We start from the raw sequence: 17533 nt of genomic DNA on the forward strand, positions 1-17533 counted from the left end.
TGAAAATTAGTTCAATGCCTACAATCTGCCGACTCCTAACCCGGTGGATTGTTCTTTTTTACCGACTAAATTGATTCGAAGCCATTTCATGCGAGTGAGATAGTGAGCAAACTCTAAAGCGGAAATGCGCTCTCCCTTTTCCAATTCGGACCATTCTTTCCCGTTGATATGCATATGTCCCTCCTATCCCGCAAACCGCATCTGAATAGCTTTCAGAGCGATCTGGCGATTATTAGTATCCAAATAGTCCATATCAGACAGATTGACCTTGTATCGCTCGTTGAACAAATGTAAGGCTAGATTGAGCATGAAGCGCTCCGAATCACTCCAAGGCCGGGCAATTCGTTTCAGCCCTTCCGCATTGATGGTGCATTCCTCAAAATCGATGTATGATGCCGCATAGCGTTGCAGTTTAGGGTTGTTCGTAAAAATGTGAAGAGTTCCTTTCCAGTACCGATCCTGCTGCAACTCTCTCGGGATGGACTTCATCACTGCATTCATGTGCATTCCTCCTAATTGATATATTTTTTTGCTCGAAGCTCGGATCTGTGCTCCAGCCAAGCCCCAATATATGAAAAACAGTACTCTCTGCATAAAACCGATACATAATGAGTTAATGCGGTAATTGCTTCGATTGACTCCATAATGGCTGCCTTGATCTTCATCAAGTCCTTATTTGTGAGCTGATCGCGCCTCTTGGTGATTGGAGCCTGGTGCAGGGCTTCCTCTGCCTCCCCTAGCTCTTCCAACACCTTCAAGTGTACACTTGACCTATGCAGGTCTACGTTGTCCAGCCAAGGGACTGTAGCGCCGTCTGTGATCTCTCCTGCCGCAGCTATGTATAGTTGCCCATCGTCATAATGAGCTGCAGTTGATTTCATGACAGGCTCAGATGCTTTCCTGCTACCCTTAATGATCTTTCCAATCTGAGAAGCATCAACGTGAGCAATTGCCGCTGCGGCGCCTCTCGTATCTCCTGATCGTTTAAGCATGTCCTCTAATGACGAACCAAATTGTCCGATTGACATTTGTTTTCCACCCCGTTTGTCCATTTTTCAGGATGCTTTCGGACAAGGGAGTGCGATATTATTAATTTGCAAGTCATTCCCTTAACCTCAGTCATTCCACAACCGCCGAAGACCGGTACCGTCCCGGCGGTCCTTTTATTCCCCAGAAGCAATCTTGTACCTATTTCTGAACCATCCAAGGAAATCTCCCCAGATAATTCGCTTGCCTCTCTCACCACCAAGGTCATATACCGGGCATCCCGGCTGAAAGGTAATATCATAAGCCTTGTTTTTATCAACCTTAATGCGTTTGGCCAATTCTGGAATTGTGATTACGTCTGTTTCGGAATAAACGCCTTGTTCCATCTTTATCCCACCTCCTTGTGTTCGGATGTTGCAGATTGCTCCTTTGTACACCAATCATGTACCTTTAGAACTAAAAAAAGTATATTAATGTCTTCATCAAGAATTTCTGAAATTTTGAATGCATCAGGGAGTGATGGATTTGAGTAACCGTTCTCCCAATTACTAACTGTACCTTTTGAATATCCTAGTTTCTTAGCTAGCTCTTCCTGCGTAAACCCCTTTTTCTTTCTTGATTTAATTAGTGTATGGTTTTTCATTTAATCACCTCACTTGTACACTATTCTTGTACCTCATATTTTGATTATATGTACAAGATTAGTGTATGTCAAGAACTAAAATACAATTATCATGTACTTGAATGCCGCTTTTCGAAATTATAGGTACAATAACACTGTACTTTCTTAAGCATTGAGGTGAGATTATATTGGCATTCCGTGGTGACAGAGTTGCGTTCTGGAGAAAAAAAATAAAGCTCACTCAAGAGGAACTAGCAGAAAAGATTAATTTAACAAAAGCAGCGGTTAGCAATTACGAAAACGGGCATAGTAAGCCATCCGATGAGACACTGGTGGCAATAGCTGATGTGCTTGACGTTGATACTGACTATCTATTAGGAAGAACAGATCAGCCACGCTCAAAAGTAGAAGACGGTATGTTTTTCTACGGTGGACCAGACAAATACACTCCTGATGAAATTGCAGAGATGGATGCAGCTCTTAAGCGTTATCGTGAGATGAAAAATCGCGCAGTTAAGGAAGCTGAAAGACACAATAATCAATAGCAACTCCCTCATCCGATGAGGACAAAAAGCGAGATGGTAAAGAATGAGCCAGGTTGATTATTCTCAATTCATGAGTAAGGCTAATTTTGAAAAATCACTAAATTCATTGTTGGGATTGATAGAGGGGATTCGGGCTGATCAAGAGGTTAGTCAGGCAGAAGTTGATGAATTGAGGAATTGGCTATCACTAAATGAATATCGGTCTACGTATCCATTCAAGGAAATCATCCCTATTATTGAACAAGCTCTATCTGATGGGGTAGTCACCATAGACGAAGTAGAGGACATTTCTTGGGTATGTCAAAATTATCTTGAAATCAACCCATATTATGATGCGATTACAACAGACCTTCATATTTTACAAGGAATAATTCATGGGATTTTAAGTGATAACAAAATTGAATACTCTGAGCTTTCATACTTAAAGGAATGGCTTAATGATCACGATCACCTTGAATCTATGTTCCCATATGATGAGATTTATTCATTGCTCCATACTGTTATGAAAGATGGAATGTTAGATTTGAACGAAACACTGCTGCTCAAAGCTTTCTTTTCTGATTTCATTGACACATCCATATCTTACAACATCCATTCTGGCGAAATGGAACAACTAAAAAATCAAATGAATATTAGTGGCATTTGTGCATTAGGTCCTAATATTGAGTTTGATGGGAAGTTGTTCTGTTTTACAGGTGAATCTACCCGAATGACAAGATCCGAAATAGAAAAAGTGATTTTGAGTAAAGGTGGATTTTTTAATAAAGGAATTACTAAAAAGACAAATTATTTAATTGTTGGGTCCGGTGGCAACCCTTGTTGGGCATTTTCATGTTACGGTCGTAAAATTGAACAGGCTATAAAACTGCGGAAGCAGGGAATGAACGTTATTATTGCCCATGAGATAGATTTTTGGGATGCTCTAGGGTAGCAATTATTTCAAAAAAAATAACAGCCCTTCTCAGGCTATTATTTTTTTAGTATAATACCGAACATACATTCCCATTAGGAGGTGGTCCAATGCAATTTATCTACTATAAAGAAACTTCAATGGAGCAGTGGATTGAAAGACTATACTATAATCTCGGCGTGCTGGTTCCTAAGGACTTGGACATCCAGATTATCGCGGTAAAATTGAGGATTGATATAATCTATGAAAAGTGTAGACCGTTCTCTGATGCTAATGCTAGGGCGATTTTCTTAAATAAACGTGATAAAGAGATTGTATCAAGGATTGTATTCTTTCATGAGATGTGCCATTTGCTACGGCATTCGGGGGATCAGAGAATGATGCCGGAGCTTTTCCGGGAGGGCCAAGAAATGGAGGCAGAACAGTTTGCAATGTATGCTGCTATCCCCTTTCATATGATTAGAAAGTTGGAGGTTCCAGAAAGACATGACCTTGCCATACAGTTTTTTACTGATCACTTTGACGTACCGAGGACATTTGCAGAGAAGAGGCTTGATCAGATAAATCGGCGTATAGCTCAAGGGATTATGGATGAAGAAATTTCTAGTTCCCGAGATCAAATTCACCTGTCTGATGATGTGGATTGCTTAGAAGATTCATGTTCATTTTATTCTTATTATGACTTTATGAATGATGTAGATGGCCCGTCTCAGCTTATTGTCCAAATCGGAGGCTCCATATTATCTACACTGAGCGACATTGAAATTCCGATTGACGGTCCTTTTGAGCGCGCCGATGAAGAACAGATTGGCAAATACAAATATACTTTATTGAATATATCTGATCTTAAATATAGAGATGGCCGGCTATTTATTAACCTTGATGTCCTTCGACTAAAATATGGCCGTATTTCAAACCGTCTTGTAATACAGATGAAGGATGTAAAGTCCATATTGGATTATGAATTTGAAGCATCAATTTTTTAAAAAGGAGGTTGCTAACTTATGACTGGTTCTGTCGCTAAGAAGGGGAAAAGATACTACATCGTAATCGAATTGGAACGTGACGAAGTGACCGGGAAGAGAAATCAGAAATGGTTATCCGGTTATAGCAGAAAAAGGGATGCCGAAAATGCTCTGCCAGGTGTCCTAGCAGATTATCAACGAGGGACATTTGTTGAACCAACAAAAAAAACTGTGGGAGATCAGATGTCTGAGTGGCTCGAGGACAAAAAAACATCCGTCAAGTACAATACCTGGTTATCTTATAGGTGGCTAGTTAATACACATATTAATCCTAACATCGGTTCAATACAGTTAAGCAAACTAAAACCGAAACACCTTCATGACTTATATAATAAGGTGCTGATTAATAAAATATCAGTTAGTTCCATCAGAAAAGCGCATGTGCTTATTTTAGACTCTTTAAATCGTGCCGTATTATGGGGTTATGTCACGCAAAACGTAGCTACAGTAGTAGATCTCCCTCAGGGAAAAAAAACAAAGTTTAAGGTTTGGAATGAAGAAGAATTGAAGATTTTCTTGGAGGCTGCAAAAGAAGATCAGTATTATGAAGCATTTGAACTTGCAGCATCCACAGGGATGCGTCAATCAGAAATTTTAGCAGTGACCAGAGATTGCGTCGATCTTAAAATAAGGATGCTTTCTGTCCGCCAAGCCTACACCCTTGATGCAGCCGGAGGTCATGATTTTAACGATACCAAAACGGAGAGTTCTGAGAGGTCCATTGCTTTGTTTGAAAATACAGTCTCTATCCTAGAGAAACTATTTTCGAGGCAGGTTCAGTTGAAACATAGTCAATGCTACAAGGACCACGGACTAGTTATTCAGACGAGTGTGGGAACGCCTCTTGGTCCCAGAAACCTCATGCGGCATTATTACCGGATTCTGAACAAAATCATTAAGGATCGTCCTGACTTCCCTAGAATTCGGTTTCAGGATCTACGGCACACCCATGCCTCTCTTCTTTTAAAATCAGGAATTCACCCAAAGATTGTTCAAGAACGCCTTGGGCACTCCTCTATTAAAGTTACTCTAGACATATACTCACACGTGTTGCCGAACCTGCAAGAAGCAGCACTGAAGAATATCGGAAGTTCTATTTTAGGTGAAAAAAGTGCAAACAATAAAGCTATCACTTCTTTTCCGAAGAAAAGCTTTAGAGCGATAAAGGTTAGAAGAATGTTAGAAGTTCCGAGTTTGAAGTAAAGTAACGCGGCCCCCGAAAACCTCGGGGGCCGCGCCATGCTTGAATCTTTAAATATGCTGGTGAAGGGAATTGAACCCCCGGCCTACGCATTACGAGTGCGTTGCTCTACCCCTGAGCTACACCAGCGTTTCACAAAAGTGAACGAAAATTATTATAACTCGTTTTTAGAATTTTGCAAGCCTCAAAACGTGGAAGCGTGCAAAACCCTTTCGGACTTTGCCGAGACTGTGATCATTTCGGTTACCGCGACGATAATATCACCCTATATTGTTCGGGGCCACGGTTCCTATGGGACAGGGCGATCAGGATCGATCCGGTAGCACATTCCATTTTCTGTTGAAGAGGCTGAAACATCTATACGAAATTTCGTACAAATCCATAAATTCATATGGTAAACGATTATGTTTTGTATGGTTTATCGTATAAAATTTTTCATTCTTGGTGAAATCGGGCCGAATTTGTACGATATTTCGTACAAGCCTCTTCATTATGTGCAGAATTAGCCGAAGTTTATCCGATATTTTGTATAAAACCCTTCCTCATCAACAGTATCCCGCCCGAGCGCATCATGCAGACATCATTGCTATAGCCCCAGCCTTAGTCAATAGCCCAAGCTCACAACGCGCCCCTTGCAAGCTTGCTCCGTCAAATCTTCATAAAGGCGAGATTCAGCTTAATTCCAGCTTCTCCTGAACCGAACGCAGCTTCTGAGCGGACGAGCCTGCCTTATCCCGGCGATCGTCAATCTTTAGCGAGGTTGACACCCGCTGGGCGCCGGATTGGAATGGAGCTTCGTGAATGGCGCGAACGGCAGAGAAAATATCGTCCAGCGATCCTTCTATAATGGTGCTCATTGAGGTCAGTGTAAAGGTAATCCCGGGCTGCTGCTCCAGCACCTTCTGGAGATCAGCCACATAGCTGCTGAGACTGGTTGAGCCTGTACCGATCGGAATAACGGTCACTTCGGCAATGGCCACTTAAATCCCTCCTCTTCTCTAAAACTCTGCTTCTTCTCCCCCCATTGTATCACGCAAGGGCAGATGCCATCTAATCTCATCTAATAAAATGCCCATTTAATAATTTAGTGTCCACTTAAATTTTTGGAAACAGTTTCCAACATTTCTACAAATTCTTCATAAACTCTCGGCGCCGCATCCCTCTTGCTTTCTCATTTTTTTCAATGAATTTTCATAGTGAAGTGGGCCATTAGTCCGTTTACAAACACTACATCTTGGGCTATTCTTAGAAACATCAACCAAATATAGTATCCAAAGAGGTGTTCCGGCAATATCTATTACCGGAGCTTAATAGGGAAGCGCGGTGCAAATCCGCTGCGGTCCCGCCACTGTAACCGGAGAAACTTGGTAACGCGATTGGGAGCGTTCTTGATACGATCAAGGCTGGAATCGTGAATTCCCAAGTGAACCTGCATCGTCCTGATGCCCCATCGGCTAATATGCAGCAATGCCACTGCATCATGCGTGAGTAACGCTTAGCGGGAAGGCGCCGAACGGGCCGGAAGCCAGGAGACCTGCCTCTTTGCAGTTTGACACCGTTATGACCCTGCGAGGAACAGGGCAAGGTGTCCGATTACCGCGAATACATACACATCATCGCTTCGCCGTTACGGCAAGCTGTTCAGCTGCGGAAATGGGCATCATTTGATCGATACGGGGTCAAAAAGATGCCTTTTTATTTTTATATTATCGGGTCGGAGGGAAATGAGGATGGCACTATTAAATCACGCCAGTAACGGTTTGGAACAAATGCTGGATGAGGTCATTCAGCTCGGAGAAGAAATTGTCTCGTCCAGCAATCTTGAAGTGCTGCGCGAGAATGCGAATTTGAACGGGGAGAGCTTCTCCGGCAAGATGAGTAAGCTTGGGAGCGAATATGCGAAATGGTATGCCAACCATTTTGTAATGCCGCCGCGCGTCGTTCAAGCGATCCGCGATAATGTCGTCTATGTCCACGATCTGGACCAATATGCGATCGGAACAACCAACTGTATTTTCATTCCGTTCGAGCGTCTGCTTCGCGAAGGCTTCAACACCGGAAACGGCAGCGTTCGCCCGCCGAATTCCATCATGACTGCGATGGCGCTCGTAGCGATTATTTTCCAATCCCAGCAAAATGCCCAATACGGCGGTGTATCCGCGAATAAGCTGGATCATGATCTGGCTCCGTATGTAGCCAAATCTTTCAGCAAATACTTCCGTAAGGGACTGGAATATTTCGAAGAAGGCGAATTTACGGCCGAGCTTGGCGAAGTCCATATGGGCCGTACCGATCTGAAGGAACAATATCCTAGAACATTCAAATATGCCATGAAAGAGACCGAGGCAGAGGCGCTGCAGGGCGCAGAGAGTCTGGTTCATAACCTGAATACGATGTCCAGCCGGGCTGGCGGACAGATTCCTTTTACGAGCATCAACTATGGGACATGTACTTCACCGGAAGGACAGCTGGTTATCCAGGCCCTTCTGACGGCTACAATGCGCGGACTGGGCAACGGCGAGACGCCGGTATTCCCCATCCAGATCTTCAAGTGCAAGCAGGGAGTTAACCAGAATCCGGGCGAACCGAACTATGAGTTGTTCCTGAAGGCGGCAGAATGCTCGGCCAAAAGACTCTACCCTAACTTCGCCAATCTGGATGCTCCGCTCAATCTGGCATACTATGATCCTGCTAACCCGGACACTGAATTTGCAACGATGGGATGCCGCACTCGTGTGCTGAGCGACCGTTTCGGGCGTAACCATCTGTCAGGCAAAGGAAACCTGTCCTTCAATACGCTGAACCTGGTGAAGCTGGGACTGGAGCATGGTATCGCGCTGGGACGCCGCCGGACGGCCGATGAACGCGGCTTCTACAAGGAATTGGAGCATTATATGGATATTGCCCTGGAGGGATTGCTTCATCGCTTCCAAATCCAGGCGTCACAAAAAGCAAAAGCCTCGGACTTCATGATGCGTGAAGGCGTCTGGGAAGGCGGAGAACAGCTTGCGCCGGAAGATCAGGTTCGCGATCTGATCAAGCATGGCAGCTTGTCTATCGGGTTCATCGGCATGGCTGAATGCATGAAGGCGATGTACGGCAAGCATCATGGTGAGGACGAGGAAGTCTACAAGAAGGCGCTGGAGATCGTGGCCTTTATGCGGGCTTACTGCGACCGCCAGAGCGATCTGCATAATCTGAACATTACCCTGTTCGCTACGCCGGCGGAAGGATTGTCAGGCAAGTTTACGAAGCGCGACCGCGCAACGTATGGCAAGGTTCCAGGTGTTCTTGATCGTGAATATTATACAAATTCGTTCCATATTCCGGTCTATTACCGCATTAGCGCGGCCAAGAAGATCTCATTGGAAGCCCAGTTCCACGAATTGTGTAATGCCGGCGCGATTTCTTATATCGAGTTGAACGGTAACGCCCGCAGCAACCCGGAGGCGTTTCTGAAGATCATTCAGTATGCACTGTCCCAGAACGTCAGCTATTTTAGTATTAACCATCCGATCGACCGTTGTTCAGCTTGCGGATTCGAAGGGATTATCGGAGCGAACTGCCCTTCCTGCGGCAAGCACGAGAATGAGGTTCATATCCGCCGTCTTCGCCGGGTAACCGGCTACCTGACCGGTGATTACCAGACTCGCTTCAATGCAGCCAAGCAAGCAGAGGTCCGGGACCGCGTCAAGCACGAAGCATGAATATCTGCGGCTACTATCCCGAGAGCATCAACGAAGGCGAAGGACTGCGGGCAGCTATCTTTATCAGCGGCTGCAGACACTACTGTAAGGGCTGCTTCAGCGTCGCTACCTGGAATTTCGATTACGGCGAGGAATTGACAGAGGTTAAAGAACAGGAAATTATTAATGATATTAAGAATAATCCGTTACTCAGCGGCCTGACCATTCTCGGCGGGGATCCGTTCTTCTCCGCGGCTGAGGTCAGCAGCTTCATCGATCGGCTGCGTGCCCAGGCTGGAGAGATTCCGATCTGGATTTATAGCGGGTATACCTACGAGGAATTGATTGCAGATAAAAATTCTGCCGAGTACGGCTTGCTGGCACGCTGCCAGGTATTGGTGGATGGCCGCTTCGTTCTGGAGCTTCGGGATCCCTCCCTGCTCTATCGAGGCAGCTCCAATCAACGGCTCATTGATATTCCCAGCAGCCTGAAGGAAGACCGTGTTGTGCTGTGGGAGCCAGCGCTCTCCTTTCAATAAATTGCAGAACATAACTATACGTAAAAAGCGGCGGCACCTTAGGGTGCTCGCCGCTTTTTTTGCTGCGTTCAGATCTCCGGCTTACGTGCGATGACCATAAAGCGGTGCTCCCGGGTCGTGATTTTTCCGTCCTTTTGCAGCCGATTCTGTAATCTCATCAACTGCGGATAACATCGTTCTACCGTGAAGCCCGGGAATTCCCACTCTATGATCCTAGCAAATTGCACAAGTGCCCCGATGTCCAGAAAGGTCAGCTCCGGAAAATACTCCTCCTGTTTTAGAATCGAGAAGCCATGTGGTTCAAGCTCCTGCACTGTATTGTACAGGTTGAATCCGGGATCGGTATCCGAGGCATCCTCTCCCAGCAGAAACCGGGACAGCTCCCGGTTGTTTTGTCCGCCCACCTGCTGAGTAAAGAACAAGCCTCCCGGCTTGAGAACCCGCCATACCTCTGGGATGCAGAACGATTCATGACGATTGATGACCATGTCGAACATTCCGCTCTCGAAAGGCAGCTCCTCATCCTGCTCTACCGCTCTGACCTCGATACCATAAGCCGGGAGCTTCTTCTTGCAAAGCTCCACATTCGGCAGATACGCTTCCGTCGCATAGGTACTCCCCCGTGGAGGCGAGAGCGACAAAAGAAATTCACCGCCTCCCGTGCCCATATCAAGCAAGGTCGTCCCGTCCTTCATATGTTCAAGCACAGCCTCGCGGTAATCCCAAGGAAGCTCCTGTTCCACCATCCGGCCCGACAGCCGGGAGAAATCCCATCCTTGAAAGTCCCGAGCTTCCTCTGCTTGCCAGTAAGCCTTAAGCTGAGCTTGCTCGTTGTGCCCATTCCCATTTCTCTTCATACGATTACCCCTCTCTTGGATTCATGGCTTGATCAAGAGCAGGTGCAGCCGTCTGATAACCTAACTTCCTTCAGCCCGGTACATGTGGTTATCAGCTTGTGCAGGCTGCACCGGGCAGTTACCGAAGAGCATCACATCATCCCTCCTTTAAGCTTCACACTATACCTAGGCTGGCGGCAATGACCCGTCCTTCGGTCTTTTAAAAACAACGATCACTTCCCTGGACGTCCCTTGACCGTAACTCGTATCGAAGCAGGACACGACCTCCCATCCCTCTTCCCCGTACCGATTCAGCTCATCTTCAAAATCTCTTTCATCGAGCTTGCCGCCCAAGAAACCGCCTGTCATCATTTTAAGAGTATGGTACTCCCACTTTATCAAGCTATCGCCTCCGTTTTCCGTAGACTTGAACGTTCTATTAATCATAGCAATTCGCGCAGCATACGCTCCCGGTTGTTGACAAATTCCTTCATGATGATGAAGTGCTCCGTCTCCTCCAGGGCCGTCTCGGTGATCCCTTCGGGAGTCAGTTGATAGATCCGGCTATCGGGATAAGCCATTAGAATCGGCGAATGCGTTGAGATAATGAACTGCGAACGCTTGCCGATCAACTCGTGAATACGCGAGAGCATCGCCATCTGCCGGAACGGAGAAAGCGCGGCCTCGGGCTCATCGAGAATATAGAGGCCATGCCCGCTGAAACGGTTCATGAAGGCTGCAAAGAACGATTCGCCGTGCGACATTTCATGGAGCGATTGTCCTCCATAGGAATCAATGATTCGGGGTGGAGCTATAGGTGCGTCAATAGGTAAGTCCAAGTTATTGATTTCCGTCGCCAGGTTATAATAGCTCTCCGCCCGGAAGAAAAAGCCGTCCCTTGGCCGAGCCGCTCCACGAGAGGGACGCAAATATTTATACAGCTCGGAATGAGTCGCCGCGGTAGAGAACGTGAAGTTCAGTGTTCCGCCCTCCGGATTAAACCCCAGCGCCACAGCAACAGCCTCCAGCAGGGTGGATTTGCCCATGCCGTTCTCCCCTACGATATAAGTTACCTTAGGGTGAAAATCAAGACGGTCCAGACGAGACACCGCCGGAAGATCAAACGGATACTGCCGGAACGTAGGCACCTCGTCACGCAGCAGGATCATGCTCCGCAAATAGCTCTGCGCCTCATACAAGCTCACTGCGCGTTCTCCCCCTCTTCCTCAAAATGTCCTTGATGCAGCTCCTTATAAAATCCGCCCTGACGAAGCAATGCCTCATGGTCCCCTTGCTCAATCAGCTTACCGCCCTGTAGCACCAGGATTTTGTCTGCCTGTCGAATCGTATTCAGCCGGTGGGCAATGACGAAGCTGGTCCGACCCTGCATCAAGCGCTGCAAGCCCTCCTGGATTTTTAGCTCGGTCACCGTATCAATACTGCTTGTCGCCTCGTCCAGCACAAGGACGGACGGATTAGCCAGCATCGCCCGGGCAATGGCAAGCAGCTGCTTCTGTCCCTGACTGATGCCTTCTCCTCCGACACCAAGCCGTTTGTCATAGCCTTCCGCCAGCCGGGCGATGAAAGAGTGCGCATTCGCCAGCTTGGCGGCCTCCTCCACTTCTTCATCCGTAGCATTCAGACGGCCATAACGGATATTCTCGCGAATCGTACCTGCAAACAGGAAGGAATCCTGCAGGACAAAGGCCATATGTCCGCGCAGGCTATCTCGCGTAATCTTCGACAGGTCATAGCCGTCCAGGGTAATGACACCCTTCGTAGGCTCGTAAAAGCGGGACAACAGCTGAATCAGCGTCGTCTTGCCTGCTCCGGTCGGGCCGACAAGCGCAATCATCTGCCCGGGCTTAGCGTGAAAGCTGATATTTTCCAAAATATCGTCATCCCGTTCCTCATCGTAAGAGAAGCTGACTTCCCGGAATTCCACAGTTCCCTCTACTTCGCGCAGCACCTTGGCTCCGGATTCATCGCGGGATTCCTCCGGCTCATCCATTACTTCAAATACACGCTCTGCCCCCGCGATGGCCGATAGCAGCGTATTCCATTGGTTCGCCAGATCGTTCAATGGACGGGTGAATTGCCGGGCATATTCGACAAACACGATAATTACGCCAACCGTCACCTGACCATGAATAGCCAGAATTCCTCCAATGCCGGCGACGAGTGCGAAGCTGAGGTTATTCAGGGCATTCATCAGCTTGGGAATGAAGCCGGAGATCGCCTGCGCCCAGAAGCCGGATTCCCGGATAGCGGCATTGCGCTGCCGGAATTCGCCAATCACCCGCTCCTCTCGGGAGAATGCCTTGATAATCCGCTGCCCGGACAGCGTCTCCTCGATATATCCGTTCAGCTCCCCCAGATCCCGCTGCCTCCGCTTGAAGAGCGGACCTGTCCGGCTTGTAATCCAGCGCATCCCCAGCATCATTAGCGGCACGACCAGAAAAGTGAGCAAGGTAAGGAGCGGACTCAGAATCAGCATCACGGTCAAGGTACCGACTAAGATCAGAATACTCGAAAAAATCTGGATGGCCGAGCTGTTCAACGTCACGCTTACATTATCGATATCATTGGTAACCCGGCTCATGATTTCCCCTTGCTGCCGCTTCGCATAGAACGGAATCGGAAGCCGGTGCAGCTTGGCGAACAGATCCCGGCGCAGCCGGAATACGGTCTCCTGCGCAATTTCGATCATCCAGATATTTTGTAGCCAGCTTGTCAATGACGTGGCCCCATAAGCAAGGGCAAGGCCGCCCAGGAACAACAGCCACGGCTGGCCACCGACACCCTCCAGATAATCGTCGACTGCGACCCCGATCAAATACGGCCCCAGCAGTGCGAGTCCCGAGTTGAGCAGTACCATGAACAGAACCAACAGCAGCTTGTATTTCCGTTCCGCCAGATAGAGCCAGAGACGGCCGAGTGTGCCGGACCAGTTCTTGGCTCTCGCCTTCGGTTTCTTTCCGGTTCCTGCGCCTTGCTTAATAAGCTTGCCGGGATAGGGGTGACGAAACGGCTCAGTGAGTGCTTTGAACATATCGATCTCCTCCTCCCTGCTGCGATTCAGCGATGCGGCGGTAAAGAGGCGAATCTGCCAGCAATTCCTCGTGCTTGCCGCACGCGATTAAATGGCCCTCATCCAGCAGCAAAATCAAATCCGCGGAGACTGTCGAGCTGATCTTTTGAGTAATCAAGAATGTAGTGCAGGATAACCGGTCCAGCTCCATTAAGAGTGCAGCTTCCGTCCGCGTATCAAGCGCACTCGTGCTGTCGTCCAGAATAAGAATGGCAGGCCTTCGTACCAGCGCTCTTGCGATCGAGAGCCGTTGCTTCTGTCCGCCGGACAGATTGACCCCCCGCTGGCCAAGCATCGTATCATAGCCCTGCGGCAAGGAGAGAATCGTCTCGTGGATTTGCGCCTGACGGGCTGCCTCCTGAATCTCCTCAAAGGTAGCGTCTTCCCGCCCCCAGGCGATATTGTCACGCACCGATCCGGAGAACAAAATCACCTCTTGCGGCACATAACCGATTCCGCTTCGAAGGCGCAAGGTTCCCAGTAGGCCGATCCTTTTGCCGTCAACGGCAATGTCGCCGCCAGTCGGTTCATACAAGCCGGGGATTAGCTGAACCAGTGATGATTTGCCGGAGCCTGTTGCTCCGAGAATAGCCACCCGTTCTCCCGGCTGGACACGGAAAGAAATATCCTCCAGCACCTTCAAATTGCTGCCCGGGTAACTGAAGCTGACCCGTGAGAACTCCACTTCCCCTTTCATACGTTGATCTTCCGGTTTCTTTTCCACCCTATTAAAGACAGTCTTTCTCGAAGACTCCGGTTTCTCCTCCCACTGTTCCTCGGAAGGATCCTCGGTGCCCAGCACCTCGATGGTCCGAGCCGCCGAGGCTGATGCCCGAGAGTACGAAGCCATAATCCACGATAAGGCCGACAACGCGCCTACGGTGCGCAGCGCATAGTTCACAACCGCGACGACCTGACCAATTGAAGCGTTTCCAGCAGCAATGTCGATTTTGCCAAACCAGAGCACCGCGAGAATCCCCGCATTCATCATCAGCAACAGAACCGGAGTGGTCGTCTCGGACAACCGAAGCGCGGATACCGTGCCTTGCATCAGCTCGCCGCTGCGCTTCCGGAAGCGTTCATTCTCCTGATCTCGCCTAACAAATACGCGAATAAGCCGCATGCCGGTCATGTTTTCCTGAATGACGCCATTGACGGCATCCATCTGCTTCTGCACCTGACCGAACCGCGCGGATGTCCGATTGATCATCCATAGGACAAACCAGACGACCAGCGGAGTTAATACCGCCAGCATCAAGCCGAGCTTCCCGTGAACAATGACAGCCATGATCATACTGCCGAAGACAACAAGCGGCACCCGGGTGGCGAAGCGAAGCCCCATGAATACCATGTCCTGAAGCTGGGTCACATCACCGGTAAGCCTGGTAATCAAGGATGATGTCGCAAACCTGCCGAATACCGGATAGGACAGGCTCTGTACCTTTTCATAGAGCCGGTCACGCAGATCAAATCCAAAGCCCTGGCTGGCATGGGAGGCAAAGAAGGAACTGGCTAAGCCCGCGACAAAAGCAATTCCCGCACTCACCAGCAAAATACCGCCCCACAACCAAACCACGGTCAGATCCTTGACCGCAATCCCCTCGTCAATGATCCTCGAAATAATCAGCGGCTGAATCAGCTCCACCGACAGTTCAATCAGCATCATCGCCAGCGCAGCACAAGCCGCAACCCGGTACTTCCTTAAAAACGATAGAACCGTCCTCATGAAAATCCTCTCCCTGCTGCGGTTACAAAATCCGAACCTGCCATATTTGAACCATACTGTTCCATTATAAAACAGTTGGACAGGAATGTGTAAAATGCCTCCTTCGTATCCATCGATAAACTTGAGGTAGATCAAGGTGTTCAATCGCAAGCGGGCGTATGCTTAATTCATCAGATCTACCAAATACGAACATTGGAGGATGTATGTATATGCGTAAAGCCGTATTTTCCCTGGAGCCCCTGACTTGTCCGTCTTGCATCAAAAAAATAGAAAAGGCACTGCTTGGCACCCCGGGCGTGGAGGAGGCAAAGGTCCTATTCCATTCAGGCAAGGTGAGGATCACCTTCCAGGAGCAGCAAGTATCCCCGGATGACCTGTCCGATCTTCTCTACCGGCTTGGTTATCCCGTTCTGACGATGAGGCTGTCCTAATGGAGGTTGCTCGAATAGTCAACCTTTTGAACACGCGCTAATTATAGAAGGGAGTATGCTATGCAGACCAAAACTATTCATGTGATCACCTTGTTAGCGGGAATTTTACTGCTGTTAGCCGGAGTGCTCGAAATATCAGGAGCCGTCTCTTGGCGCCAGGGAGTCTTGCTTGCCGCTACCGTCATTGCCGCTGCTCCGATTGTAGCCAAGGCCTTCCGGGCAGCCGTTATGCGCATCGTTACAATTGAACTGCTCGTCACCCTGGCAGTAGCCGGTGCAGTCTATCTGGGCGAGTACGTTGAATCAGCCGCCGTTACCTTTCTGTTCTTGCTAGGTGCCTGGCTGGAATCCAGATCGCTCACCAAGACTCGCAACTCGCTTCAATCGCTTATTGCACTTGTACCTGCCACCGCAACCGTCATTCACGAAGGAAGCACCGCTTCTGTACCCGTCGATCAACTCCAGCAAGGCGACCGGGTAAGAATCCGCTCCGGCGAGAGAATCGCGGTTGACGGCACCATTGCTTCCGGACAGGCGGCTATTGATGAAGCAGCGGTCACCGGAGAACCGGGCCTGACCATGAAATCGGCGGGCGATAAGGTTTATAGCGGAGCATTGCTCGACAACGGCTCCATCGATGTCATTGCCGAGCGGGTCGGCGAGGAGACCACCTTCGCCCGGATGATTCAACTGGTGGAAGAGGCACAGGAATCGGGATCTCGCACTCAAAAATTTATAGATCGCTTTGCTGCCATCTACACACCGGCAACCGTTCTGCTGTCCCTGCTCGTCTATGTGCTGACCGGGAAACCGGAAATGGCCCTTACCTTCCTTGTCATTGCCTGCCCGGGCGCCCTCATCATCGGAGTTCCTGTCTCCCTGGTGTCCGGCATCGGCAACGGTGCGAAGAACGGGGTGCTTATCAAGGGAGGCGAGGCCATGGAACTGCTCTCCCGCATCGATACGGTGGTCTTTGACAAGACGGGCACCCTAACCCAAGGAAGACCAGAGGTTAGAGCGGTCCGGATATTCGAAGGCGAGGAAAATGACGTGCTCCGACTTGCCGCCGAAGCAGAAACGGCTTCCGAGCACCCTCTTGGCTATACTGTCGTGCAGGAGGCCTTACGCAGAGGGATTCAACTTACCGGACAGCCGGAGCAAGTAGAGGTGGTAAAAGGCGGCGGAATGCGGGCTGTCATCTCTGGACAGCAGATTGTCATCGGCAGCCGCAAGCTGCTGGAGACGAGCGGAATCGGCATCGGCAAAGAGCCGGACGAAGAGGCTGTGGAGCTCGAAAAGCTTGGAAATACCGTCGTATTTATAGGCATACAAGGACGCCTGACGGGGATGTTCGCCATTGCTGATCCGATCCGGGAGGAAGCCGCCGCTGCCATCCGCCATCTGCGCAGGTCCGGCGTGACACGAATTATCCTCCTCACCGGAGATAACCGCCATGCCGCACAGCTTGTCGGCGATCAGCTTGGATTGGATGAAATCCATGCCCAGATGCTGCCGGAGCAAAAGGCGGCATTCATCCAGAGCTTAAGGAGCGCCGGCCATCGGGTAGCTATGGCAGGCGACGGCATCAATGACGCTCCGGCCCTGGCAACCGCCGACATTGGTCTGGCTATGGGCGAGGGGGGCACCGATATCGCTATGGAGACGGCTGATATTGTGCTTATGGCCGATCGGCTCGATCAATTCGCGCATGCCTATGGTCTGGCCAAGGCGACTGTCCGCAACATGAAGCAGAATCTCACGCTGGCCCTCGGCACCGCTCTGCTCCTTATTTCAGGCGTCCTGTTTGGCCACGTGCTGCTGGCCGGAGGTATGCTGGTTCATGAACTCAGCGTCCTGGCGGTCATTCTGAACGCGATCCGGTTGAACCGTTTCCGCGGTCGTGCTACTGTTACCACATAGAACCTTTTTTGCAG

19 protein-coding genes, 1 tRNA gene and 1 riboswitch are annotated in these 17533 nt (G+C 49.2%); of the genes, 8 read left to right on the plus strand and 12 right to left on the minus strand.

What is annotated here, in order from left to right; all coding sequences use genetic code 11:
• Positions 1-18: 18 nt before the first annotated feature.
• From KQJ23_RS00390 to KQJ23_RS00410, 5 genes are all read right to left on the minus strand, one after another.
• Positions 19-174 carry a hypothetical protein gene (locus KQJ23_RS00390; RefSeq protein ID WP_216476616.1) on the minus strand — a complete coding sequence of 52 codons (156 nt, stop codon included), beginning with the start codon at positions 172-174 and terminating at the stop codon, positions 19-21.
• A 9-nt stretch (positions 175-183) separates the two neighbouring features.
• A complete protein-coding gene (locus KQJ23_RS00395) occupies positions 184-501 on the minus strand; it encodes a hypothetical protein (protein WP_249529402.1) in 318 nt (105 codons plus the stop codon).
• Positions 502-512: 11 nt separating this feature from the next.
• Positions 513-1028, minus strand: coding sequence for an XRE family transcriptional regulator (locus tag KQJ23_RS00400; protein WP_216476617.1), 516 nt, complete (start codon positions 1026-1028; stop codon positions 513-515).
• Positions 1029-1163: 135 nt separating this feature from the next.
• Positions 1164-1373: a hypothetical protein gene (locus KQJ23_RS00405; RefSeq protein ID WP_216476618.1), complete on the minus strand. Its 210-nt coding sequence runs from the start codon at positions 1371-1373 to the stop codon at positions 1164-1166.
• Positions 1374-1375: 2 nt separating this feature from the next.
• Positions 1376-1630 carry a helix-turn-helix transcriptional regulator gene (locus KQJ23_RS00410; RefSeq protein ID WP_216476619.1) on the minus strand — a complete coding sequence of 85 codons (255 nt, stop codon included), beginning with the start codon at positions 1628-1630 and terminating at the stop codon, positions 1376-1378.
• A gap of 167 nt (positions 1631-1797) precedes the next feature.
• Here KQJ23_RS00410 and KQJ23_RS00415 point away from each other — a divergent pair, with 167 nt between their 5' ends.
• The 4 genes from KQJ23_RS00415 to KQJ23_RS00430 all read left to right on the plus strand — a co-directional run bounded on the left by KQJ23_RS00415 (position 1798) and on the right by KQJ23_RS00430 (position 5292).
• On the plus strand, positions 1798-2154 hold the full coding sequence (locus tag KQJ23_RS00415; RefSeq protein WP_216476620.1) for a helix-turn-helix domain-containing protein: 357 nt from the start codon (positions 1798-1800) through the stop codon (positions 2152-2154).
• A gap of 70 nt (positions 2155-2224) precedes the next feature.
• Complete coding sequence (locus KQJ23_RS00420; protein WP_249529404.1) at positions 2225-3085, plus strand: BRCT domain-containing protein; 861 nt, start codon at positions 2225-2227, stop codon at positions 3083-3085.
• An 89-nt stretch (positions 3086-3174) separates the two neighbouring features.
• Positions 3175-4050 carry an ImmA/IrrE family metallo-endopeptidase gene (locus KQJ23_RS00425; RefSeq protein WP_216476622.1) on the plus strand — a complete coding sequence of 292 codons (876 nt, stop codon included), beginning with the start codon at positions 3175-3177 and terminating at the stop codon, positions 4048-4050.
• A gap of 18 nt (positions 4051-4068) precedes the next feature.
• Positions 4069-5292, plus strand: a complete 1224-nt coding sequence (locus KQJ23_RS00430) for a tyrosine-type recombinase/integrase (RefSeq protein WP_216476623.1) — start codon at positions 4069-4071, stop codon at positions 5290-5292.
• A 55-nt stretch (positions 5293-5347) separates the two neighbouring features.
• On the opposite strand, the gene KQJ23_RS00435 is transcribed toward KQJ23_RS00430, so the two are convergent.
• Positions 5348-5419: transfer RNA gene (locus tag KQJ23_RS00435), tRNA-Thr, on the minus strand.
• Positions 5420-5961: 542 nt separating this feature from the next.
• Positions 5962-6270 carry an MTH1187 family thiamine-binding protein gene (locus KQJ23_RS00440; protein WP_216476624.1) on the minus strand — a complete coding sequence of 103 codons (309 nt, stop codon included), beginning with the start codon at positions 6268-6270 and terminating at the stop codon, positions 5962-5964.
• Positions 6271-6550: 280 nt separating this feature from the next.
• A riboswitch (cobalamin riboswitch) is annotated at positions 6551-6846 on the plus strand.
• Positions 6847-7020: 174 nt separating this feature from the next.
• On the opposite strand from KQJ23_RS00440, the gene KQJ23_RS00445 reads away from it, so the two are divergent.
• Complete coding sequence (locus KQJ23_RS00445; RefSeq protein ID WP_216476625.1) at positions 7021-8997, plus strand: anaerobic ribonucleoside triphosphate reductase; 1977 nt, start codon at positions 7021-7023, stop codon at positions 8995-8997.
• The gene (nrdG, locus tag KQJ23_RS00450) at positions 8994-9515 is read left to right on the plus strand and encodes an anaerobic ribonucleoside-triphosphate reductase activating protein (RefSeq protein WP_216476626.1); all 522 of its coding nucleotides are present in this window, start codon (positions 8994-8996) and stop codon (positions 9513-9515) included. Before KQJ23_RS00445 ends, nrdG begins: the two co-directional genes overlap by 4 nt.
• Before the next feature lie 68 nt (positions 9516-9583).
• Here nrdG and KQJ23_RS00455 read toward each other — a convergent pair whose 3' ends face one another.
• The 5 genes from KQJ23_RS00455 to KQJ23_RS00475 all read right to left on the minus strand — a co-directional run bounded on the left by KQJ23_RS00455 (position 9584) and on the right by KQJ23_RS00475 (position 15168).
• A complete protein-coding gene (locus KQJ23_RS00455; protein ID WP_216476627.1) occupies positions 9584-10372 on the minus strand; it encodes a class I SAM-dependent methyltransferase in 789 nt (262 codons plus the stop codon).
• A gap of 165 nt (positions 10373-10537) precedes the next feature.
• On the minus strand, positions 10538-10753 hold the full coding sequence (locus KQJ23_RS00460) for a DUF4177 domain-containing protein (protein WP_216476628.1): 216 nt from the start codon (positions 10751-10753) through the stop codon (positions 10538-10540).
• Between the two features lie 41 nt (positions 10754-10794).
• Positions 10795-11520 (minus strand): AAA family ATPase, encoded by a 726-nt coding sequence (locus KQJ23_RS00465; RefSeq protein WP_216477035.1) that lies wholly within the window; start codon positions 11518-11520, stop codon positions 10795-10797.
• 32 nt (positions 11521-11552) lie between these two features.
• Entirely contained in the window at positions 11553-13403 is a 1851-nt protein-coding gene (locus tag KQJ23_RS00470) for an ABC transporter ATP-binding protein (RefSeq protein ID WP_216476629.1), read from the minus strand.
• Complete coding sequence (locus tag KQJ23_RS00475; RefSeq protein ID WP_216476630.1) at positions 13384-15168, minus strand: ABC transporter ATP-binding protein; 1785 nt, start codon at positions 15166-15168, stop codon at positions 13384-13386. The genes KQJ23_RS00470 and KQJ23_RS00475 overlap by 20 nt, the downstream gene beginning before the upstream one ends.
• A gap of 209 nt (positions 15169-15377) precedes the next feature.
• On the opposite strand from KQJ23_RS00475, the gene KQJ23_RS00480 reads away from it, so the two are divergent.
• Positions 15378-15599: a heavy-metal-associated domain-containing protein gene (locus tag KQJ23_RS00480; protein WP_216476631.1), complete on the plus strand. Its 222-nt coding sequence runs from the start codon at positions 15378-15380 to the stop codon at positions 15597-15599.
• Positions 15600-15659: 60 nt separating this feature from the next.
• Positions 15660-17519, plus strand: coding sequence for a heavy metal translocating P-type ATPase (locus tag KQJ23_RS00485; RefSeq protein ID WP_216476632.1), 1860 nt, complete (start codon positions 15660-15662; stop codon positions 17517-17519).
• Positions 17520-17533 lie beyond the last annotated feature (14 nt).

Source organism: Paenibacillus brevis (assembly GCF_018919145.1).
Taxonomy (GTDB): Bacteria; Bacillota; Bacilli; order Paenibacillales; family Paenibacillaceae; genus Fontibacillus; species Fontibacillus brevis.